Raw genomic sequence first — 20,055 nt, 5'->3', positions numbered from 1 at the left:
TGCGGTTCGTTTTTTTTCGATTATCGATGCTCAAATCTTCTGCCCGCTGGCTGCACCGTTTCCTCCTCTCGGCATTTATCCTCGCCGGGCTTCTGTTCGCCGTCATAGTCCTCAGCTTGCGCTACTGGTTGCTGCCTAATATCGCGGAATATCGCCATATCATTTCGGCTACCATCACGCATGCTGCCGGGCAGCGCGTGAACATCGGCAGCATCGTCGCCGGTTGGGACGGTTTGCGGCCACACCTCAGCCTGCGCGACGTGAAGGTTTACGATCGGGCCGGCATGCCCGCGCTGTCCTTTTCCCACATCGAAAGCACCCTGGCCTGGTGGAGTCTTGCCTTGGGTGAAGTGCGGCTCTATTCGCTGGAAATCGACCAGCCCAAGCTGGCGCTGCACCGCACCGCCAAGGGCGAGATATACGTCGGCGGCGTGTGGGTCAACCAACCCGATACGGAAAGCGGTTTCGGCGACTGGGTGCTGCGTCAGCACCGCGTTCTGGTGCGCGGCGCAACTGTGACCTGGCTCGACGATATGCGCCACGCGCCGCTGCTGGTGCTGAACAACGCCAACCTGCGCCTGGAAAACCGGGGCCATCGTCACCGTTTCGGACTGCGCGCCGATCCTCCGCAAGCCCTGGCATTTCCCCTGGATGTCCGCGGCGACCTGAAGGGGAACTCGTTGCAGAGTTTTGCCGACTGGTCCGGCACGTTGTACGCCCGCCTTGATTACACGAATATCACTGCCTGGCGCAGCTGGCTGGATTTGCCGTTTCAACTGGAGCGCGGCAGCGGCGGGGTGCAGGCATGGCTGGCCATCGGCAACAAGCGCGTACGCGGCGTCACCGCAGATGTGCGGCTCAATGATGTGCTGACTCGCCTCAAGCCGGAGTTGCCGCAACTGGACCTGAAAAACGTCAGCGGACGGTTGAGCTGGCGCGATCTGAATCCGGGCCTGGAATTGCAGGCGAGCAAATTGAGCTTCGCTATCCGCGACGCGCTGACTTTCGGCCCGACTGGCGTGCGTTTCAAATCGGTTCCTGAGCGCGTGAAGACGCCCGCCGTGGTCGAACTGCAAGTGGACGGGCTGGCGTTCGCGCCGTTGCTGGAGCTCGCCAATTATCTGCCGCTGGACGCCGATGTGCGTGAAAAACTGCGCTTGTTGCAGCCGAAGGGGGTGTTGCGCGAACTGGCGGTGAGTTGGAGCGGCACTTGGGAAGCACCCATCCATTACGCGGTCAAGGGAAAATTCGCCGATCTCGCGGTTCGGCCCTATGTTTTATCACCGGGCAATGCCTTGCCCGGTTTTTCCGGATTGAGCGGCAACATCGATGCAAACGAGAAGGGCGGCTCGGCGGGCGTGAATGCGCGCCATCGCATGAGTCTGGACTTGCCGGGCGTGTTCGATCATCAGCTGGAACTGGATACTCTGACTGCCCAAGTGAAATGGAGCAGCAAGGCGGGGCAGCACGAATTCAAGCTCGACAGCGCCTCGTTCGCCAACAACCACCTGGCCGGGACGGCTTACGGCACTTATAGCACGGTCACCAATGGCCCGGGCAAAATTGACCTGAGCGGACAGCTTACACGTGCAGATGCGCGCTTCGTCAGCGCATACATGCCGCTGGTGGTGGGGAAGGAAACCCGGGACTGGCTGGAGAAATCGATCAAGGCAGGACAATCCAACGATGTGCGATTGCGCCTGAAAGGGGATTTGGCTAATTTCCCCTTCGCCGACGGCAAGTCCGGATTGTTCGAGGTGGCTGTCAAGGGGAGTGGCGGCGTGCTGGAATATGCGCCGGGCTGGCCGGCAATCGAAGGCATCGGTGTGGATCTGCTGTTCCGCGGCAAGAGCATGGATATCTACGCACGTGCCGGCCACACCTATGGCATGCAGTTGCAGAAGGTTCACGTACAAATCGCCGACCTGATGCATATGGACGAACTGTTGACGGTTGATGGCGAAGCGCGTGGACCCACAGTCGATATGCTGAAGTTCGTTGCGCAAAGTCCGGTCAACGGCATGATCGATGGCTTTACCGAAGGCATGCAGGCCTCTGGCACCGGTTTGTTCAAGCTTAGCCTGAAAATCCCTTTGCGCCGCCTGGATGACATGACTGTGGCGGGCAGTTATGCGTTCCAGAACAACAACGTCCAGTTGGGGCCAGGCGCGCCGATGCTGGAGCAGGTGAATGGCGCGCTCCAGTTCACCGGATCTTCCGTGACGATTCCCCGCATCACGGCCCAGTTCCTGGGCGGTCCCGCCACGCTTGTCGCCGCGACGCAGCAGGGCGTCGTGCAAGTCAATGCCAGTGGCAAGGCGACGGCAGCGGGCTTGAACAAGGCCTTTGCCCATCCCATGTTGCGCCGCCTGCAGGGCAGCACGAAATGGAATGGCCAGATCACCCTGCGCAAAAAGCTGGCCGATGCGGTTTTCAGCAGCAATTTACAGGGCCTGGGCAGTGAATTGCCCCTGCCGTTCAACAAGAAGGTAGGCGACAGCGTGGCGTTGCGGCTGGAGCGCAGGGCTACCAGTCTCGATCAGGACACCATCAGCGTCAGCTATGGAAAGGTGCTGGCCGCGCAACTGATGAGGCAGCGCGAGGGTAACGAGATGAAAGTCGAGCGCGGTGCGATCAACCTCGGTGGCGGCCAGCTGAATCTACCGGCGAGCGGGCTTTGGCTGACCGGGTCCTTGCCATACCTCGACCTTGATTTCTGGCGCAACGTGTCGAGTCCGGCCGGGGGGGCGAGCGCGGGCGCTGAAGTTGCTGTCGACGGCATCAATTTCAACCTGACCACAGTTGATGTGTTCGGCAAGCGTTTCAATGATCTGCGACTGAATGCGGTAGCGCGAAACGGTTCATGGCAGGCTGCACTGGAAAGCCGTGAAATGAGCGGCAACGTTAACTGGACTCGCAGCGGCGCAGGACGGGTCATAGGGCGCTTCAAATCGCTCACCGTGCCGTCTTCCGCGCCGCCCAAGCTTAGCGAGCCGTCCGTTAACGCAACACCGGCCGCGAATGGCACGAATTCCGAGTTGCCGGCACTCGATATCGTTGCCGACAATTTTTCCGTGCGCAACATGCAACTCGGTCACCTCGAGTTGCTGGCTGCGCCGAACACGCGCGATTGGCGCATAGAGAAGCTGAAGTTGACCACGCCTGAAAGCGTGCTCTCCATGGATGGCGTGTGGCAGGACTGGCTGCAGCAGCCCAGAAGCCGGGTCAACCTGCAACTGGAAACCAGCGATGTCGGCAAATTGCTGGCGCGCGTGGGTCATCCGGACAGCGTCAAGGGCGGCACTGCCAAACTGAAGGGGCAGTTTTACTGGGTCGGCAGTCCAACGGAATTCAACTATGCCACTCTGAGCGGTCTCATGTCGCTGGAGGCGCACAAGGGGCAGTTTTCGAAAATCGAACCCGGCATCGGCAAACTGCTCGGTGTGTTGAGCCTGCAGTCCTTGCCGCGTCGCATCACCCTCGATTTCCGCGATGTATTCAGCGACGGTTTCGCCTTTGACGATATTTCCGGTAGCGTGAAAGTCAATCAGGGAGTCGTAAGCGGTAACGATTTCAAAATGGATGGCCCGGCGGCCAAGGTCGTGATGAGCGGCGAAGCCGACCTGGCACGGGAAACGCAGAACTTGCGGGTGCGCGTCGTGCCGCTGTTCGGCGATACCTTGTCCGGCGCCGCGACGCTGCTCGGCGGGCCGGTGGTAGGCTTGACAGCGCTGCTGGTGCAGAAGATGCTCAAGGACCCGGTTGGTCAAATCAATGCCTTTGAGTACAGCATTACCGGAACATGGGATAATCCAGTTGTGACAAAGTTAAAGAAAAAGGTCGAGGAAAGCAAAACGTGGGACGGCAATTAGCACTGGTATTTTTATGTCTCATGTTGAGCGGCCTGGCGCGCGCGGAGCGCACTGCGCTGCCCGCTGAGCTGTGGGACAGCCCGCGCAGCGCTGCCCTTATCGTGGCGCAGCCGGTGTTGCAGCACAGCGTGGCGGAACTGCTGGCACATCCGCACGCACGTTTGCTTATCCACCACGGCGCTTCCGACGAAGCCGTATCCCAGGCCGAAGAGTTGCGCGCCTGGCTGATTGCCTTGGCGGTGGACAGCAAGCGTATCGAATTGAATACAGAAAACGATGCCCGAGGCTTGAATCTGGAATTGGTCGGCATCACACTTGAAAACAAGGGGAACCCATGACGAGCAAGATAAAATCCAGTTTCGCCAAACCCAAGGCGCGCACCACTATGCTGAAGACGGAGCCGCAACCCGGTACTTGCCGGGTAGCTGCGATCCAGATGGCCTCGGGTCCCAATGTGTCCGCCAATCTGGCCGAAGCCGAACGCTTGATCGACATGGCGGTGGCGCAGGGCGCGAAGCTGGTGGTTTTGCCCGAATATTTCTGCATCATGGGCATGAAGGAAACGGACAAGGTCGCGGTTTGCGAAACCGAAGGCAAAGGCCCGATCCAGAAATTTCTCGGCGCGCAGGCAAAAAAGCACAAGATATGGCTGGTGGGCGGCTCTGTGCCGCTGGAGGCTTCGGTGCCGGGCAAGGTGCGCAACAGCTGTCTGGTATATGACGACAAGGGCAAGCTCGCGGCACGCTACGACAAGATTCATTTGTTCGGGCTCGATCTCGGCAATGAGCATTACAGCGAGGAAGAAACCATCGAGCCCGGCGATCAGATCGTCGTGCTGGAAACGCCGTTCGGCCGCATCGGTTTGTCGGTGTGCTACGACCTGCGTTTTCCCGAACTTTATCGCGCGATGAAAGACGTCGATCTCATCGTGCTGCCTTCCGCCTTCACCGATACCACCGGCAAGGCGCACTGGGAAACCCTGGTGCGTGCCCGTGCCATCGAGAACCTGGCCTACGTTGTTGCGTCGGCGCAAGGCGGCTATCACCTGTCCGGTCGCGAAACCCACGGCAACAGCATGATCGTGGACCCGTGGGGCGTGATCCTCGACCGCCTGCCGCGCGGCTCCGGCGTGGTGATCGCCAGCGTCAACCGTGCTTATCAGGCGAGCTTGCGCCAGAGCCTGCCGGCCTTGCAACACCGTACCATTCACCATTGCTGAAGACCATTACATGACCGCTCATTCCCAGCCGCAAGAAGCCACGATCGAACCCGGCACGCTGTTCGCCACCGCCGAAAGCACATTGCTCAAGCCCTATCATCTCGATAGCGGCAAACTGCAGAAGGTGTTCGGTCAGATCATGGCGTATCGCGCCGACTATGCCGATCTGTATTTCCAGTATAGCCGCGCTGAAAGCTGGAGCCTGGAAGAAGGGCAGGTGAAGTCCGGCAGCTTCGATATCGATCAGGGCGTGGGTGTGCGGGTGGTGAGCGGCGAGAAGACGGCATTTGCCTATTCCGACGAAATCAGTTTGTCGGCGCTCGGGCAGGCTGCTGAAACAACCCGCGCCATCGCCAAGCAGGGCGGGGAGGGCAGAATCCATGCCGTGAAGCGCACGGAAGGGCGGTCGCTGTATTTGCCACATGACCCGATTGCCAGTCTGAGCGATGTGCAGAAAGTGAAGCTGCTGGAAAAGCTGGAGCGCATCGCTCGTGCCCTTGACCCGCGCATCACCCAGGTTATGGCATCCCTGGCGGGGGAATACGAAGTAGTGCTGGTGGCGCGCAACGACGGCTTGATGGCGGCCGATGTGCGGCCTCTGGTGCGCCTGTCAATCCAGGTGATCGCCGAACAGGACGGACGGCGCGAGCAGGGGAGCGCCGGCGGCGGCGGGCGCTTCGATTACGCTTATTTTTGCGACGAAGTGCTGGAACGCTACGCCAAGGAGGCCGTGCATCAGGCGCTGATCAACCTGGATGCGCGTCCTGCGCCTGCAGGATCGATGACCGTGGTGCTGGGCGCCGGTTGGCCAGGCATATTGCTGCACGAAGCCATAGGTCACGGCCTGGAGGGCGACTTCAACCGCAAGGGCAGTTCCGCCTTCAGCGGCAGGGTGGGCGAGCGCGTGGCGGCGGACGGCGTGACGGTGGTGGACGATGGCACCATCGCGCGTCGACGCGGCTCTCTCAATGTCGACGATGAAGGTAATCCGACCCAATGCACGGTGCTGATCGAGAACGGTATCCTGAAAGGCTACCTGCAGGATTCGCTCAATGCCCGCCTGATGGGCGTGGCTCCGACCGGCAACGCGCGGCGCGAGTCGTTTGCACACATCCCCATGCCGCGCATGACCAACACCTACATGCTCAACGGTGACAAGGATCCGCAGGAAATCATCGCCTCGGTCAAGCACGGCTTGTATGCGGCGAATTTCGGCGGCGGTCAGGTGGACATCACCAGCGGCAAGTTCGTGTTTTCCGCCGCGGAAGCCTACATGATCGAGGATGGCAAAATCACCTACCCGGTGAAGGGCGCCACGCTGATCGGCAATGGTCCGGATGTGTTGACGCGGGTATCCATGATCGGCAACGACATGAAGCTCGATCCCGGCGTGGGCACCTGCGGCAAGGAAGGGCAGAGCGTGCCGGTGGGCGTAGGGCAGCCTACGCTGCGGGTGGACGGCCTGACTGTCGGCGGCACGGCTTGAGGTTTCTGCTCGCCGCAATATTGCCATGGCTTGCGGGATATGCCTTGGCAGCGGCGGACGAACTGCCTTTCGCGCCTGATATACCCTATTACTTCGAACATTTCGATCCCCAGCAGAGGCCATGGCAGCCTGGGCATGGACTGAATTTCGAAGAGGTGTTCAAGAACTACCAGTACTACGAGATCAGCTTCGTGAAGAACCGCCGGGAAATACAGGTAAATCACTACGTTCGAGGCCGCAATGAGGGCAGTGAACACTACCGCATCAACCCGGATGGAACTCTGGAAAAGCTGCTGCAGTAATTCATGTTCTGCTCTACGCTCGATGGCGTGCACCAGTACCGGGCGTATCAGAGCAACAAGTTTTTTGCTAAGCGCCAGCCTAAAACATGGTATCTGCTTTTCATCATACTGATTATTCGTGCTATTCTTTTTATTCAAATGAGCCGCAGTCAACGAAACAGTCTGGAACGCTTATTGCTCGGTGCTTCATGTTGCTTAGATAATTACTTTTTCTGCTACGATGGCCGCAATGCGTAATACATTTGTCATGTGGCGGCATTAATCTTGAAACAAGATGGTATTAAATTTTTAAGGAGTGGATGTCATGGCTGAAGCGAAAACAGAAACTGCAGTGAAAGAAAAAAAAGTCAGCGTCGCTAGCAAACCGGCAGAGCCAGTAAAAATCGCGACGAAAAAAGCACCGGCTGCAAAAGTAGCGAAGGCGGCAGTTCCCAAAGCCAAAGTCACAACGGCAGCGAAAAAGCCGGCAGCAACCAAAGCCAAATCCAAGAAGAGCGTAACGCCGGAGCAGCGTTACCTGATGATCTGCGAGGCAGCTTTTTACAGGGCGGAGCGCCGTGGCTTCTCTCCTGAAAATGAGATTCAGGACTGGCTGGACGCAGAAGCTGAAATCAACAAAATGCTTAACTGGTAAGCATTTCCCGTCTGGGGGAGTTACGGGGAACTATCGTCGGCAGCACTGCCCTTGAGAAATTCGTCGAACTCGCCCATGGAAATCTCTTCCACTTCCATGCCCTTACGGGCGAGGTGGCGGACGTCATAGTGTTCGCCGCCAGAGTTTGATGTGTTTGCTGTGCCAGACTCTGTCGTATCGACGGATTCCGGTGCGGCAGTTGCCTGCTCTCCAGCAGGCAGGTCTTGCGGATACTCCGGCTTTTCCTCGAACTCGTAATCGGCTTGTTCCGGCCCGGGTTCTTCGCTGGTGTCGGTTTTGAAACGCCAAAAAACAGCTGGAACCTGAAACCCCAGTTTCTCCCGCAAATGGCGTTTGATCTGGACCTCGAGAATGTTCGAGAAACGCAGTTTTTTCTGCGGCTCCGCCTGTATCAGAACCACCGGATTGTTCTCATAATCGATAGTGTAGACTTTGAAGTGCCGCACTTCCCGTGCTTCGAGGAAGTGAATGACTTCATCGTTGATGGCTTTGAGGGTGCGTTTGCCGATACCTGATGGTTTGTCCCTGGATAGGAATGAGAACATTGCTGATAGTTAAACCCTGTTTTTATAATTGAAGACACGCTATGCGCGGATTTTAGCGTGTTTTCCGCCTGAGCAGTGTTAAACGACCTCGTAACCGGCGTCGTTAATCGCGCCCGTGAATTGTTCCACGCCACTCTTGGCGGGATCGTAGGCGATAACTACCTGGCCATTTTCCAGCGTGATGTCTACGCTCGATACCCCCGGTATCGGTTCCAGCACGTTTTTTACGCTACGTACGCAGCCCATGCAGGTCATGCCCTTGACGGTCAGTGTGATTTTTTCCATTTTCTATCTCCTTGTAGGGCGTGAAATTAGTGTTAACACGCCCTCGATCATTTTTGCGCTTTCCATCTCTTCAGCAGCAATGAATTGCTGACCACGGAAACCGAACTCATCGCCATCGCAGCGCCGGCTATCACCGGGTTCAGCATGCCTAGCGCTGCCAGGGGAATACCCATGATATTGTAAATGAAGGCGAAGAACAGATTCTGCCGTATTTTGCCAAGCGTGGCACGGGACAAGCTGATGGCATCGGCCACGCTGTTCAGGTCGTTGCGCATCAGGGTGATGTCAGCCGCCTCTATCGCCACGTCGGAACCCGCGCCGATGGCGAAGCTTATATCCGCTGCCGCCAGGGCCGGCGCGTCGTTGATGCCGTCGCCGACCATCCCGACTAATGTGCCACGGGCTTTTAGTTTTTCCACTTCCTCGGCCTTGTCTCGGGGCAAGACTTCGGCGCAGTAATTGCGGATGCCTGCCTGATCGGCGATGGCTTGCGCCGTGGCGCGATTGTCTCCGGTGAGCATGACGACTTCGATGCCCATTGCCTGAAGGCGTGCTACTGCGCGAGGGGAACTGGCGCGCAGCCGGTCGGCGATGGCCAGATAACCTAGCAGGTTCGATCCTTGCGCAACGCAGACCACGGTTTTGCCTTGTGCTTGCATGTGTTGCAGCAACGCGTCATCCGGCGTCATGCCCAATTCGAGCATCAGGGCAGGGGAACCGAGGTGACAGATTTTTTCCGCGATTACGCCCGATACGCCTTTGCCGGAAATGGACTGGAAATTGCCTAGCGGCGGCAACTCGAGGCCATGCTCCCCGGCTTTGGTCAGAATGGCGTGTGCCAGCGGATGCTGCGAGCCTTTCTCCAGTGTGGCGGCAAGACGTAGCAGTTCGGATTCCGTCGCGACGCCAACCGGCACGATGTCAATGACGGCAGGCTTGCCCTCGGTGAGGGTGCCGGTTTTATCCACCAGCAGGGTGCGGATCTTTTCGGCGCGCTCAAGCGCGGCGGCATTCCTCACCAGGATGCCGGCCCTGGCGCCGTTGCCGGTGCCGACCATGATCGCGGTGGGCGTCGCCAGGCCCAGCGCGCATGGGCAGGCAATCACCAGCACCGCGACGGCGTTGATCAGCGCTGTGGTGAAACTGCCGCCCAGCCACCACCATAAGACAAAGGTGGCGAGGCTGACGGCGACGACGGTGGGAACGAAGATGCCGGAAATGACATCGGCCAGGCGCTGGATGGGGGCCTTGGAGCCCTGCGCCTGCTCCACCAGGCGGATGATCTCGGCCAGCAGGGTGTGCGAGCCGACGCCGGTGGCGCGGCAGCGCAGCATGCCGTCCTGATTCTGAGTGGCGGCATACACCTTTGCCCCGCTCGCCTTGGAGACGGGCAGGCTTTCCCCGGTCAGCATGGCTTCCACCACGTTGGAATTTCCCTCGATCACTTCGCCGTCCACCGGCACGTTCTCGCCCGCACGCACGATGAATATCTCGTCGACCTTGATGCTGCCGATATCCACTTCCTGGGTTTTGCCGTCGCGTTCCACCCAGGCGGTGCGCGGCTGGAGCTTGACCAGTTCCTCGATGGCCGCTGATGTTTTGCCTTTGGCCCGCGCTTCCAGCAGTTTGCCCAGCAGGACCAGGGTGATGACCGCGGCGCCGGCCTCGAAATAGACGTGCTGCGGTAGCGCCCAAAGCGTGACCACGGCGCTGAAAGCCCAAGCCATGCTGGTGCCGAGCGCCACCAGCACGTCCATGTTGGCGCCGCCGCCGCGCAAGGCATGCCAGGCGCCGACATAAAAGCGTTTGCCGGCCCAGAACTGCACCGGCGTGGCGAGGGCGAACTGCAGCCAGCGCGGAATCACGTCCGCGTGGTGGCCGCTGAACATGAACCCCATCTGTCCCACCAGCGGGAGGGTCAGGGCGGCGGCCAGCCAGAACACGCGCAGCTCTTTTTGATACACTGCCGCGCGCCTGGCACGTTCGGCATCGCGGCTGGACTCGCCGCTGACATGCGCGCCGTACCCGGCCTTGCTGATCGCGGCGATCAGCAGTTCGGGATTGGTGGTGCCGGGCAGGTAGGAGATGTGTGCCGTTTCGGTCGCGAAATTGACCGTGGCGGTCACGCCCTCGATCCTGTTCAGCACAGTCTCGATGCGTGTGGCGCAGGCGGCGCAGGTCATGCCTTCGAGCGAGAGCTGGAGCTGTTGCGGGGGAACGGAAAAGCCGGTTTTCGCGATGGCCTGGATCAGGCTCTCTGGCGTGGCCTGGTCGGGGTCGTATTCGATCTGGGCTTTTTCCGCCGCCAGATTGATGTTCGCCTTGACCCCGGGCAGCTTGTTGAGATTCTTCTCCAGCCGCGTCGAACAGGCGGCGCAGGTCATGCCCGCGACGGGGAGTTCGATGCGGCTGTTCGAAGCTGACATGGTTCCTTCCTCAATCCTCCCGGCGCATTTGCGGGAACAGAATGACGTCGCGGATCGACGGGCTGTCGGTGAGCAGCATGATCAGGCGGTCGATGCCGATGCCTTCCCCGGCGGTGGGCGGCAGGCCGTATTCCAGAGAACGGATATAGTCGGCGTCGTAATGCATGGCCTCCGCGTCGCCCGCTTCTTTTTGACGCACCTGTTCCATGAAACGTTCCGCTTGGTCTTCAGCGTCGTTGAGCTCGGAGAAGCCGTTGGCCAGTTCGCGTCCCACCACGAACAGCTCGAAGCGCTCGGTGATGCCGGGATTCTTGTCGTTGCGCCGCGCCAGCGGAGAGGTTTCCGCCGGGTAGTCGATGATGAAGGTAGGCTGGATCAGCAGGGACTCTGTGGTTTCCTCGAACAGCGAGAGCTGCAGGCCGCCGACGCCATCGGTGGGGTGGTGCGCCGCATTCATGCGCTTGAGCGTTTCGAGCAGGAAGGGACGGTCGTGCAGCTGTTCGTCCGTGTACTGGCCGGGATGGTATTTCTGGATCGACTGGGTGATGGTGAGGCGGTCGAATGGCTCGGCGAGGTTGATGGTGTGTCCCTGGTACTGCACCACGGCGTGCCCCAGCACGAAGGTCGTGACGTCGCGGAACATTTCCTCGGTCAGGTCCATGAGGTACTTGTAGTCCCGGTACGCCTCGTAGAACTCGATCATGGTGAATTCGGGATTGTGGCGGGTGGAGAGCCCCTCGTTGCGGAAATTGCGGTTGATTTCGAACACTTTCTCGAAACCGCCCACCACCAGGCGCTTGAGGTAGAGTTCCGGCGCGATGCGCAGGAAAATATCCATGTCCAGCGCGTTATGGTGGGTGATGAAAGGACGCGCCGAGGCGCCGCCGGGGATGGGGTGCATCATCGGCGTTTCCACTTCCAGGTAGCCGCGATTGACCAGGAAGGTGCGGATGGCCTGGATGACCTTGGAACGCACCATGAAGGTCTTGCGCGTTTCCTCGTTGGTCATCAGGTCCAGGTAGCGCTGGCGGTATTTCTGCTCCTGGTCGGTCAGACCGTGGAATTTTTCCGGCAGGGGGCGCAGCGACTTGGTCAGCAGGCGCAGCTCTGTCGCGCGCACTGAAAGCTCGCCCTTGTTGGTCTTGAACAGCATGCCCTTGGCGGAGATGATGTCGCCCATGTCCCAGTGCTTGAATGCCTCGTAGGTTTCCGCCCCGACGCCTTCCTGGTTGATGAAGAACTGGATGCGGCCGCTCATGTCCTGCACCGTGGCGAAACTGGCCTTGCCCATGACGCGCTTGAGCATCATGCGGCCGGCGACGGCGACTTCGATGTTCTGGCCTTCGAGTGCATCCTTGTCCTCGTCGCCGTGGAGAAGCTGCAGGTCGCCTGCCATGTGGGTGCGGTCGAAATCGTTGGGGAAGGCGATACCCTGTTCGCGCAGCTTTTTCAGCTTTTCGCGGCGTTCGGTGACGATCTGGTTTTCGTCCGGCTGAATTTGTTCCTGTTCGCTCATGCGTTAAACCCCTTGTTTTAAGCTTGCTTCGATGAAGCCGTCCAGGTCGCCGTCGAGCACTGCCTGGGTGTTGCCGACTTCGTAGTTGGTACGGAGATCCTTGATGCGCGACTGATCCAGCACGTAGGAGCGGATCTGGTGGCCCCAGCCGATGTCGGTCTTGGAGTCCTCCATGGCCTGTTTTTCCTCGGTGCGTTTGCGCATTTCCAGTTCGTACAGGCGTGCTTTCAGCATCAGCATGGCCTCTGCCCGGTTGCGGTGCTGCGAACGGTCGTTCTGGCACTGCACCACGATATTGGTGGGCAGGTGGGTGATGCGGATCGCCGAATCGGTCTTGTTGATGTGCTGACCGCCGGCGCCGGAAGCGCGGAAGGTGTCGGTGCGCAGGTCGGCGGGGTTGATCTCGATTTCGATCGAATCGTCCACCTCGGGATAGACGAACACGCTGGAGAACGAGGTATGGCGGCGGTTGCCGGAATCGAAGGGAGATTTGCGCACCAGGCGATGCACGCCGGATTCGGAGCGCAGGTAGCCGAAGGCATAATCGCCGCTGATCTTGAGCGATGTGCTCTTCAGGCCGGCGACTTCGCCCTCGGATTCCTCCAATACTTCCACCTTGAAGCCGTGACGCTCGGCATACCGCACGTACATGCGCCGCAGCATTGAAGCCCAGTCCTGGGCTTCGGTGCCGCCCGAGCCGGCCTGGATGTCGAGGAAGCAGTTGTTGGGATCCATGGGGTGGGAGAACATGCGGCGGAACTCCATCTCCGCGACGATCTTTTCCAGCCCGGCGGCATCCTGGTCGATGCTGAGCAGGGACTCGTCATCCCCTTCTTCCTTGGCCATGTCGAAGAGTTCGCGGGCATCGCGCAGCGACTGGTCGAGCTTGGTGAGCGTGTCGATGACGTTTTCGAGTTCGCGTCGTTCCTTGCCCAGTTCCTGCGCGCGCTTGGCGTCGGTCCACACTGCCGGGTCTTCCAGCAGTTGCGCGACTTCGGTCAGGCGTTCCTGCTTGACGTCGTAGTCAAAGATACCCCCGAAGATCTGCGCTGCGCTTCATCAGGTCGGCGACGCGGTTTTCGATGGCGTTGAGTTGTTCGGCTTCCATGGGAAAATCTTCAAACTAAAAGCGCGGAATTATACCAGAAGAGCGGCTTGCCATTTGCTGCGGCGACCGGTCTTGAAACGCGGCATAATGGGTGCGAGAGGAGAGACGAGTGAATACGGTCGTAATTGAAAACCAGCCAGTTGCCAGGGTTTACGGCGAGCAGCTCATGGAGTTGCCGCTGGATCTGTATATCCCGCCCGATGCGCTGGAAGTGTTCCTCGAAACCTTCGAAGGCCCGCTCGACCTGCTGCTGTACCTGATCCGGCGCCAGAACCTCGATGTGCTGAACATTCCCATGGCGGAAGTGACGCGCCAGTACATGACCTACGTGGAGGCGATGCGCGCCCGGCAACTCGAACTGGCGGCGGAGTACCTGCTCATGGCGGCCATGCTGATCGAGATCAAGTCGCGCATGTTGTTGCCGCGCCCGGTGCACGCCGAGGATGAGGAGCACGACCCGCGTGCCGATCTGGTGCGGCGCCTGCTGGAATACGAGCGCATGAAGCTGGCGGGGCGGCAGCTCGACGCCTTGCCGCAGGCAGGGCGGGATTTCGCCCTGGTGGAGGTGTGGCTGGAGCAGGCCAGCGAGAAACGCCTGCCCGAGGTGAATCAGGATGACCTGCGTGCCGCCTGGGCGGCGGTGGTCGCCCGCGTGCGCGCGCATCGCCACCACCACGTGAGCCGCGAGGAACTCTCGGTGCGCGAGCATATGACCCTGATTCTGCGCCGACTGCAGGGGCGGCAATTCGTCGAGTTCGCCACCCTGTTCGCGGTGGAAAACGGCGTGGCGGAAGTGGTCGTGACTTTTCTCGCCATGCTCGAACTGGCACGCGAGTCGCTGGTGGAAATCAGCCAGGCGGAAGTGTTCGCCCCGATCTATGTTAAGCTCGCCGAATCAGGCGCAGAAAGCTGAAGCGATTACTCTCGTGACCCCTCCTGGCGAAATCAAAACCATCCTCGAGACGGCCTTGCTGGTGAGCCAGGAGCCGCTTACCCTGCATCAGCTGGGCAAGCTGTTCGATGAGGCGCCTGGCGCGGAAGCCTTGCGCAAGCTGCTGGATGAATTGCGCAGTGATTGGTCCGGATGCGGCGTCGAGTTGACCAGCGTGGCGGGCGGCTGGCGTTTCCAGAGCAGGCCTGAGTACCAGAAATACCTGGACCGGCTGAATCCCGAGAAACCGCCGCGTTATTCGCGTGCCGTGCTGGAGACCCTGGCGATCATCGCCTACCGTCAGCCGGTGACACGCGGCGATATCGAGGAAATCCGCGGCGTGGCGGTTTCCACGCAGGTCATCAGAACGCTTGAAGAACGCGGCTGGATCGATGCCGTCGGCCATCGCGAGGTGCCGGGGCGGCCGGCCTTGCTGGCCACAACGCGCAAATTCCTCGATGACCTGAATTTGCGCACCTTGAATGAATTGCCACCACTGGAAGAACTGGCCGCGCTGGACAGCCTTCCTGACGGCACAGTCGGAATTGAAGAACATGTCTGAAAGATTGCATAAAATGCTGGCCCAGGCCGGCGTAGGCTCGCGCCGCGAGATGGAAGAACTGATCCGCACCGGGAAGGTGACGGTGAACGGGCAGGTAGCCGAAATCGGCGCCCAGGTGGAAGAGGAAGACGTGGTCAAGGTGAACGGCCGCATCGTCAGATTCCAGCGTGCCTCGAAGTTGCCGCGTGTCCTCCTCTATCACAAGCCGGAAGGCGAGATTGTCAGTCGTGACGACCCGGAAAAGCGCGAAAGCGTGTTCGATGTCCTGCCGCCGGTACGCGGCGCGAAATGGATCGCCGTCGGGCGCCTGGATTTCAATACCGGCGGCCTGTTGATTTTCACCACTTCCGGCGACCTGGCGAACCACCTGATGCACCCGCGCTTCGAGGTCGAGCGCGAATATGCGATCCGCGTGCGCGGCGAGCTGACGCCCGACCAGTTGCAGCAGCTCAGGACCGGCATCGAAATGGAAGACGGCACTGCCAAATTCGAGAGCCTGGTGGACCAGGGCGGGGAGGGCAGCAACCACTGGTATCGCGGCGTTTTGAAAGAGGGGCGCAACCGCGAAGTGCGGCGCCTGTTCGAACACATGGGGCTGACGGTGAGCCGCCTGATGCGGGTGCGCTTCGGTATGCTGAGCCTGCCGCCCAGGGTGAAGCGCGGGCGCTGGTTGGAGCTCGAGCCGGAACAGGTGGCTGCGGTGTTGAACTGGGCCGGCGTCGTGTTGCCGGAAGCGCGCGAGGTGCCGCGCAACAAGCCGGTTATCAAGGACAAGGCGGAGCACAAACGCTCGGAGCCGCCACGACGTCCCCGCGCCGTGAAGAAATCGCCGTTAAGGGCGTCGACCAAGAAAACAGCCGGACATTAGCCGGGAATTAACGGGCATGACAGTTGATTGAATTGGTCCGAAGCAGTAACCTAGAGCTGGGTTTTAATCTCAAACAACATTCAAGTGGAGGCAATCATGTACACCGAAATTGATGATGCAGTGGCAACGGATATGGTAACCCGGGAAAAACTGGTTTCCGACCTGAAAGTCGTGATTGCCGATGCTGAAGAACTGCTGCGTGCAACGGCGAATCAGGCTGGCGAGAAGATTGCCGAGATCCGTGTCAAGGCTGAAGAAAACCTGCGTAACGCCAAGATCCGCCTGGCTCGCGCCGAAGAAGCCATGCTGGAGCGCACCAAGGCCGCAGCTAGAGCAACGGATGACTATGTTCGCGCCAATCCCTGGAGAGCTGTCGGCATTGCTGCCGGGGCGGGATTCATCGTCGGGTTGCTGGTAGGCCGCCGTTAATTCCAGCCATGGCTCAACCACCCAATAACGCTAGCCATGCCGGTCTTTTCGAATCGATAAAGGGTTTTGGCGCAACGGGCGTTGCGATGGTTCGCACCCGGCTGGAGTTGCTATCCACCGAGCTGGCGGAAGAAAAAGAGCGTTTGCTGACCCAGCTGGTTCTTGGGTTGGCTGCGCTTTTTTTTATCGGTCTCGGCATTATTTTTGCGGCCTTGTTTCTAACGGTTGTGTTGTGGGATAGTCATCGCCTGCTGGCGTTGGGCATGTTCACCGTGCTTTTTCTGGGATTGGGCATCGCCGCGCTGGTTGCCGCAGCGAAGTTTGCCCGTACCCAGCCCAAACTGTTTGCTGCCAGTCTGGCCGAGTTGTCCAAAGACCAGGACCATTTGTCGTCCCGCCTATGAATAGCCGCCTGATCGAATTGGCCGAACGTCGCGAGCGGCTGGTTGCCAAGATTGCCGCGCAGCGCGGTGAATTGGCTCGTCACGTCGTTCCCTTGAAAGGCGTTTTCGCTGTCGCTGACAAGGGCGTCGCTGCGGTGCGCTTCCTGCAACGACACCCGGGACTGGTGGCCGGGGCGGTGGGCTTGTTCGTTGCTTTGCGCCCGCGTCGCGCCCTTGCCTGGTTGGGACGTGGCTGGTCGCTTTGGAAATTGGTGCAGAGGTTGCGTCAGCGACTGGGCAGCATCTAAACAAAAGCCCATGCCTTCCGCTCAGGTTTGTGTGTGGCATGTTTACCCCGAGGCGGCACTGCTTCACCAGCGAGCCGCGCAAGGGATCGAGCGGCTTGCCGCGGAAGCGATAACCGCGCGCGGTGCGTTTCGAGTTGTTCTGGCCGGGGGCAATACGCCGTGTGCCGTTTATGAACGCCTGCATGACATCAAGACCGCATGGCAATCCTGGCATATCTATTTCGGTGACGAACGTTGCCTGCCCGCAGGTCATGCCGAGCGCAACAGCACGATGGCATCGCAGGCATGGCTTGCACATGTAGCAATTCCCGCCACGCAAATTCACGTTATTCCCGCTGAACTTGGTGCCGAAGAGGCGGCTAGGCGCTATGCCTTGTCAATTGAGTCGGTCGAAAAGTTCGACCTGGTGCTGCTGGGACTGGGTCTGGATGGACATACCGCCAGCCTGTTCCCCGGCCAGAATTACGGGTCTGATTCTTGTCAGCCTGCGGTCCTTGCCGTGCATCAATCCCCCAAACCTCCAGCAGACCGGGTTTCCCTGAGCGCATGGCGCTTGAGTGAGGCAAGAAGCGTATGGTTTCTGGTGCAGGGGAAGGACAAGGAGGCGGCAGTCAGGAAATGGCGGAGCGGGGAGGAGATTCCAGCCGTTGCGATAGAACCTGCCGACGGGGTTGACGTTTGGATCGATGCTGCGGCGCTGGGAGAAAATACAAATTGAGGAGGGGGCGAGGCCCCCTCCCGAATCTGCAGTTATTACTTGCTGATGGTCGTTACCGGATACTGGGTTTGCTCAATGCCGAGCCGCGCGAATTCGCTGGCTTCTTTGGCATGCTTGATGACCGCAGCGCTATCGTTTTTCTCTGCAGCAGCCTTGGCTTGTTTCAAGGCGTCCTGAGCGGTTGTCCAGAGCGCTTTTTTGGCTTGCGCAGCTTTGACGTCAGCTTCTGCCTGGGCCAGCGCCAGCTTCGCTTCTTCCGTCAGTTGCGCTTTAGGCGCTTCCTGGGGCTTGGCGGCAGCTTGCGGCGCCTCTGCTTTTTCGGGCATGGTGCTTGCGCAGCCAGCCAATGCCAACAAACCTGCTCCGGCTAACGCGATCATGATCTTATGCATGGATTCTCAACTCCTCTGGTAAGTGAATGTCGTTTCTGTGGATTTGGCTGGGATTATTGATGTTTTGTTTGTATGTCTTGGTTACCCCAGCTCTTGCGACAAAATATCGGTTTGTGGCCATTTCGTCAAACCGTGTCGAGATTTGCATTCCCCGGAATGGGGGCAATCGTCTGGAAGGTGCGCGGAGCCAGGGGTGTTTTCGCCACCGTGGCATCCGGCTTGACATCACAGGCATGTCCGGCACAATGAAGCCAATCAGGCGTCGTTTGCCAGGGAGCGTTACCCATGTTTGAGAAAATCAAGTCCTTACTAAGGCCAACCCAGCCGCAACCTTCTCACACTGCCGAGACGGTCGAGAGCGCGCCGCATGAATTGCCTCCTTTGCCTCAGTTATCGCCAGACGACAAGCCTCAACCGTCTCCCTACGATGCCAAAGTAGTGGATACCGGAGACGATGCGCCCAGTGAAGCGGTGAGCAGTCTGCTGGATATCGAAACCAACGGCAATCGCAGCGATGCGGTGGCGCTGCGATTGCGCTTCTTGCGGCGTGAGCCGGTGCTGGACCGGGCCGAACAGCTGATTGGTTATGAGCTGGCTCTGCGTAACCGGCATTCGCTCGCCGATATAAAACCGGACCAAACGGTCATGCTGATGAATGACCAGATGCTGCTGAAAAGCATCCTGGATCTGGGCGTCGAGCGTTTGTTGCAGGGCAAGCGGGCGTTTGTCAGCGTCACGCCGCTGATCCTGGATCACCCGCTGCTGGAGCGCTTGCCAAGCCACAATATCGTACTTGCGTTGCAGCCGCAGGATGAGTTCGCCGAGCAGATCATTGCCCGTTGTCGCCAGTTGAAGGAGCACGGATTCAAATTCGCACTCGACAACCCCCGTGATCAGACGGGGTTGTTGCCTTGGCTGCAAATGGCTGATTACGTGCGCTTCAATATTTCCCAGATCGATGCGCTGGAGCTCGGCAAGGTGGTGGTGGCGATCCTGAAAATGGCGGTGCGCCCCCTTATCGCGCTGGGCGTGGACTCGGAGGAGCATTTCGAGGCCAGTCGCAAGCTGGCTTTCAATTATTTCGAAGGCTACTATTTCGCCAAGCCGCAGCCTTCCGCGCCGCACCGTCTGGACAATCATCGCATCAAGGTGATCGAACTGCTCAACCTAGTGCGTAATCACGCCGAAATCAAGGAACTCGAAGCCAGCGTCAAGCGCGATGCGGCCATTACCTACAAGATATTGCGCTACATTAACTCCCCGGCTAGCGGCTTGCAGCAGGAAATTCGCTCCATCGCGCACGCCCTGACACTGTTGGGCTACGATCAGATGTACCGCTGGCTGACGTTGCTGCTGTTCAGCGGCGAAAAGAGCGATGGGCGCAGCCAGGTACTGCTGAAGAATGCATTGGTGCGCGCGCGCCTGGTGGAACTGCTGGGCAAGGAGAATATTTCCGAAGAGGACCGGGATGGATTGTTCCTGGTGGGCATCCTCTCGCTGCTCGATGTCTTGTTGAACGTGCCGATGGAAACGGCATTGACCAACTTCCATTTGCCATCTCCAGTGTCCCAGGCACTGCTGGAGCATGAGGGAATCTATGCGCCCTATCTTGATCTGGCCATGGCCTGCGAGGAATTCGACCAGGAACAGATCGGTTTGCTGGCGAGTGCGTGCGGGCTGACGGCGGCCCAGGTCAACGCCGCCCATGTCGATGCCTTGGTATGGGCGGAAGATGTGGAGAAATGAACTGGACGGATGGCGCCGACCTCAATATAATGGCGCGCTTCCCACGGAGAGGTGGATGAGTGGTTTAAGTCGCACGCCTGGAAAGCGTGTTTAGGATAATATCCTAACGCGGGTTCGAATCCCGCCCTCTCCGCCACTAACATTACAAGCTATTGATGTGGCAAGAAAAATAGCTAAATCAAAGACTTCGGTCAGTCCTGGTGCTACACAAAACCGCAACACAGACCAGGAATCTGACATGTATCACCTTTCCTTGCGCGGCAAAGTTTATCAATTCCGGATGCGCGTCCCCCGTGACCTCCTG

Annotated in this window: 20 protein-coding genes and 1 tRNA gene; 15 read left to right on the top strand and 6 right to left on the bottom strand. The window is 59.3% G+C overall.

Translation table 11 applies throughout. The annotated features are described in order from the left end of the window. Window positions 1-26 precede the first annotated feature (26 nt). From SKTS_RS13455 to SKTS_RS19005, 6 genes are all read left to right on the top strand, one after another. The gene (locus tag SKTS_RS13455) at window positions 27-3,872 is read left to right on the top strand and encodes a YhdP family protein (protein ID WP_173065948.1); all 3,846 of its coding nucleotides are present in this window, start codon (window positions 27-29) and stop codon (window positions 3,870-3,872) included. Beyond that, on the top strand, window positions 3,857-4,210 hold the full coding sequence (locus tag SKTS_RS13450) for a hypothetical protein (RefSeq protein WP_173065946.1): 354 nt from the start codon (window positions 3,857-3,859) through the stop codon (window positions 4,208-4,210). Before SKTS_RS13455 ends, SKTS_RS13450 begins: the two co-directional genes overlap by 16 nt. A 47-nt stretch (window positions 4,211-4,257) precedes the next feature. Next, complete coding sequence (locus tag SKTS_RS13445; RefSeq protein WP_244617517.1) at window positions 4,258-5,091, top strand: carbon-nitrogen hydrolase family protein; 834 nt, start codon at window positions 4,258-4,260, stop codon at window positions 5,089-5,091. 10 nt (window positions 5,092-5,101) lie between these two features. Then, window positions 5,102-6,577, top strand: a complete 1,476-nt coding sequence (tldD, locus tag SKTS_RS13440; protein WP_173065940.1) for a metalloprotease TldD — start codon at window positions 5,102-5,104, stop codon at window positions 6,575-6,577. Then, a complete protein-coding gene (locus SKTS_RS13435) occupies window positions 6,574-6,879 on the top strand; it encodes a hypothetical protein (RefSeq protein ID WP_173065938.1) in 306 nt (101 codons plus the stop codon). Before tldD ends, SKTS_RS13435 begins: the two co-directional genes overlap by 4 nt. 304 nt (window positions 6,880-7,183) lie before the next feature. Next, window positions 7,184-7,513: a DUF2934 domain-containing protein gene (locus SKTS_RS19005; RefSeq protein ID WP_244617341.1), complete on the top strand. Its 330-nt coding sequence runs from the start codon at window positions 7,184-7,186 to the stop codon at window positions 7,511-7,513. 20 nt (window positions 7,514-7,533) lie between these two features. Here SKTS_RS19005 and SKTS_RS13425 read toward each other — a convergent pair whose 3' ends face one another. The 5 genes from SKTS_RS13425 to prfB form a co-directional block, all read right to left on the bottom strand. Next, window positions 7,534-8,079, bottom strand: a complete 546-nt coding sequence (locus tag SKTS_RS13425; protein ID WP_173065935.1) for a hypothetical protein — start codon at window positions 8,077-8,079, stop codon at window positions 7,534-7,536. A gap of 78 nt (window positions 8,080-8,157) precedes the next feature. Further along, on the bottom strand, window positions 8,158-8,364 hold the full coding sequence (locus SKTS_RS13420) for a heavy-metal-associated domain-containing protein (RefSeq protein WP_173065932.1): 207 nt from the start codon (window positions 8,362-8,364) through the stop codon (window positions 8,158-8,160). Window positions 8,365-8,411: 47 nt separating this feature from the next. Beyond that, window positions 8,412-10,790, bottom strand: coding sequence for a heavy metal translocating P-type ATPase (locus SKTS_RS13415; RefSeq protein ID WP_173065929.1), 2,379 nt, complete (start codon window positions 10,788-10,790; stop codon window positions 8,412-8,414). Window positions 10,791-10,800: 10 nt separating this feature from the next. Then, window positions 10,801-12,306 (bottom strand): lysine--tRNA ligase, encoded by a 1,506-nt coding sequence (gene lysS, locus SKTS_RS13410; RefSeq protein ID WP_173065926.1) that lies wholly within the window; start codon window positions 12,304-12,306, stop codon window positions 10,801-10,803. A gap of 3 nt (window positions 12,307-12,309) precedes the next feature. Then, a protein-coding gene (gene prfB, locus SKTS_RS13405) for a peptide chain release factor 2 (protein ID WP_173065924.1) occupies window positions 12,310-13,414 on the bottom strand; the annotation gives its coding sequence in 2 pieces (ribosomal slippage) (window positions 12,310-13,332 and window positions 13,334-13,414; 1,104 coding nt in all). 166 nt (window positions 13,415-13,580) lie between these two features. On the opposite strand from prfB, the gene SKTS_RS13400 reads away from it, so the two are divergent. The 7 genes from SKTS_RS13400 (at window position 13,581) to pgl (ending at window position 17,613) form a co-directional block, all read left to right on the top strand. Further along, the gene (locus SKTS_RS13400) at window positions 13,581-14,327 is read left to right on the top strand and encodes a segregation and condensation protein A (protein ID WP_173069251.1); all 747 of its coding nucleotides are present in this window, start codon (window positions 13,581-13,583) and stop codon (window positions 14,325-14,327) included. A gap of 13 nt (window positions 14,328-14,340) precedes the next feature. After that, window positions 14,341-14,907, top strand: coding sequence for an SMC-Scp complex subunit ScpB (scpB, locus tag SKTS_RS13395; RefSeq protein ID WP_425315635.1), 567 nt, complete (start codon window positions 14,341-14,343; stop codon window positions 14,905-14,907). Further along, window positions 14,900-15,775: a 23S rRNA pseudouridine(2605) synthase RluB gene (gene rluB, locus SKTS_RS13390; RefSeq protein WP_244617340.1), complete on the top strand. Its 876-nt coding sequence runs from the start codon at window positions 14,900-14,902 to the stop codon at window positions 15,773-15,775. The genes scpB and rluB overlap by 8 nt, the downstream gene beginning before the upstream one ends. Before the next feature lie 96 nt (window positions 15,776-15,871). Continuing rightward, complete coding sequence (locus SKTS_RS13385; RefSeq protein WP_198420363.1) at window positions 15,872-16,204, top strand: ElaB/YgaM/YqjD family protein; 333 nt, start codon at window positions 15,872-15,874, stop codon at window positions 16,202-16,204. 8 nt (window positions 16,205-16,212) lie between these two features. Continuing rightward, a complete protein-coding gene (locus SKTS_RS13380; protein WP_173065915.1) occupies window positions 16,213-16,608 on the top strand; it encodes a phage holin family protein in 396 nt (131 codons plus the stop codon). After that, window positions 16,605-16,895, top strand: coding sequence for a YqjK-like family protein (locus SKTS_RS13375; protein WP_173065912.1), 291 nt, complete (start codon window positions 16,605-16,607; stop codon window positions 16,893-16,895). Before SKTS_RS13380 ends, SKTS_RS13375 begins: the two co-directional genes overlap by 4 nt. Window positions 16,896-16,905: 10 nt before the next feature. Then, window positions 16,906-17,613: a 6-phosphogluconolactonase gene (pgl, locus tag SKTS_RS13370; RefSeq protein WP_173065909.1), complete on the top strand. Its 708-nt coding sequence runs from the start codon at window positions 16,906-16,908 to the stop codon at window positions 17,611-17,613. Between the two features lie 35 nt (window positions 17,614-17,648). On the opposite strand, the gene SKTS_RS13365 is transcribed toward pgl, so the two are convergent. Further along, on the bottom strand, window positions 17,649-18,005 hold the full coding sequence (locus SKTS_RS13365; protein WP_173065906.1) for a hypothetical protein: 357 nt from the start codon (window positions 18,003-18,005) through the stop codon (window positions 17,649-17,651). A gap of 285 nt (window positions 18,006-18,290) precedes the next feature. On the opposite strand from SKTS_RS13365, the gene SKTS_RS13360 reads away from it, so the two are divergent. After that, a complete protein-coding gene (locus tag SKTS_RS13360; RefSeq protein ID WP_173065903.1) occupies window positions 18,291-19,751 on the top strand; it encodes an EAL and HDOD domain-containing protein in 1,461 nt (486 codons plus the stop codon). A 45-nt stretch (window positions 19,752-19,796) separates the two neighbouring features. Next, a tRNA-Ser gene (locus tag SKTS_RS13355) sits at window positions 19,797-19,887 on the top strand. Window positions 19,888-20,055 lie beyond the last annotated feature (168 nt).

Origin of the sequence: Sulfurimicrobium lacus (assembly GCF_011764585.1) — a bacterium.
Lineage (GTDB): Bacteria > Pseudomonadota > Gammaproteobacteria > Burkholderiales > Sulfuricellaceae > Sulfurimicrobium > Sulfurimicrobium lacus.
This window is presented reverse-complemented; position numbering and strand designations above follow the sequence as displayed.

Bases quoted from the DNA above. Each gene is read 5' to 3' on its own strand.
- SKTS_RS13415 (WP_173065929.1), bottom strand. From the start codon at position 10,790: ATGTCAGCTTCGAACAGCCGCATCGAACTCCCCGTCGCGGGCATGACC.
- SKTS_RS13425 (WP_173065935.1), bottom strand. From the start codon at position 8,079: ATGTTCTCATTCCTATCCAGGGACAAACCATCAGGTATCGGCAAACGC.
- pgl (WP_173065909.1), top strand. From the start codon at position 16,906: ATGCCTTCCGCTCAGGTTTGTGTGTGGCATGTTTACCCCGAGGCGGCA.
- tldD (WP_173065940.1), top strand. From the start codon at position 5,102: ATGACCGCTCATTCCCAGCCGCAAGAAGCCACGATCGAACCCGGCACG.
- SKTS_RS13380 (WP_173065915.1), top strand. From the start codon at position 16,213: ATGGCTCAACCACCCAATAACGCTAGCCATGCCGGTCTTTTCGAATCG.
- SKTS_RS13365 (WP_173065906.1), bottom strand. From the start codon at position 18,005: ATGCATAAGATCATGATCGCGTTAGCCGGAGCAGGTTTGTTGGCATTG.
- SKTS_RS13375 (WP_173065912.1), top strand. From the start codon at position 16,605: ATGAATAGCCGCCTGATCGAATTGGCCGAACGTCGCGAGCGGCTGGTT.
- lysS (WP_173065926.1), bottom strand. From the start codon at position 12,306: ATGAGCGAACAGGAACAAATTCAGCCGGACGAAAACCAGATCGTCACC.
- SKTS_RS19005 (WP_244617341.1), top strand. From the start codon at position 7,184: ATGGCTGAAGCGAAAACAGAAACTGCAGTGAAAGAAAAAAAAGTCAGC.
- SKTS_RS13445 (WP_244617517.1), top strand. From the start codon at position 4,258: ATGCTGAAGACGGAGCCGCAACCCGGTACTTGCCGGGTAGCTGCGATC.
- SKTS_RS13385 (WP_198420363.1), top strand. From the start codon at position 15,872: ATGTACACCGAAATTGATGATGCAGTGGCAACGGATATGGTAACCCGG.
- SKTS_RS13360 (WP_173065903.1), top strand. From the start codon at position 18,291: ATGTTTGAGAAAATCAAGTCCTTACTAAGGCCAACCCAGCCGCAACCT.
- rluB (WP_244617340.1), top strand. From the start codon at position 14,900: ATGTCTGAAAGATTGCATAAAATGCTGGCCCAGGCCGGCGTAGGCTCG.
- SKTS_RS13420 (WP_173065932.1), bottom strand. From the start codon at position 8,364: ATGGAAAAAATCACACTGACCGTCAAGGGCATGACCTGCATGGGCTGC.
- SKTS_RS13455 (WP_173065948.1), top strand. From the start codon at position 27: ATGCTCAAATCTTCTGCCCGCTGGCTGCACCGTTTCCTCCTCTCGGCA.
- SKTS_RS13400 (WP_173069251.1), top strand. From the start codon at position 13,581: ATGGAGTTGCCGCTGGATCTGTATATCCCGCCCGATGCGCTGGAAGTG.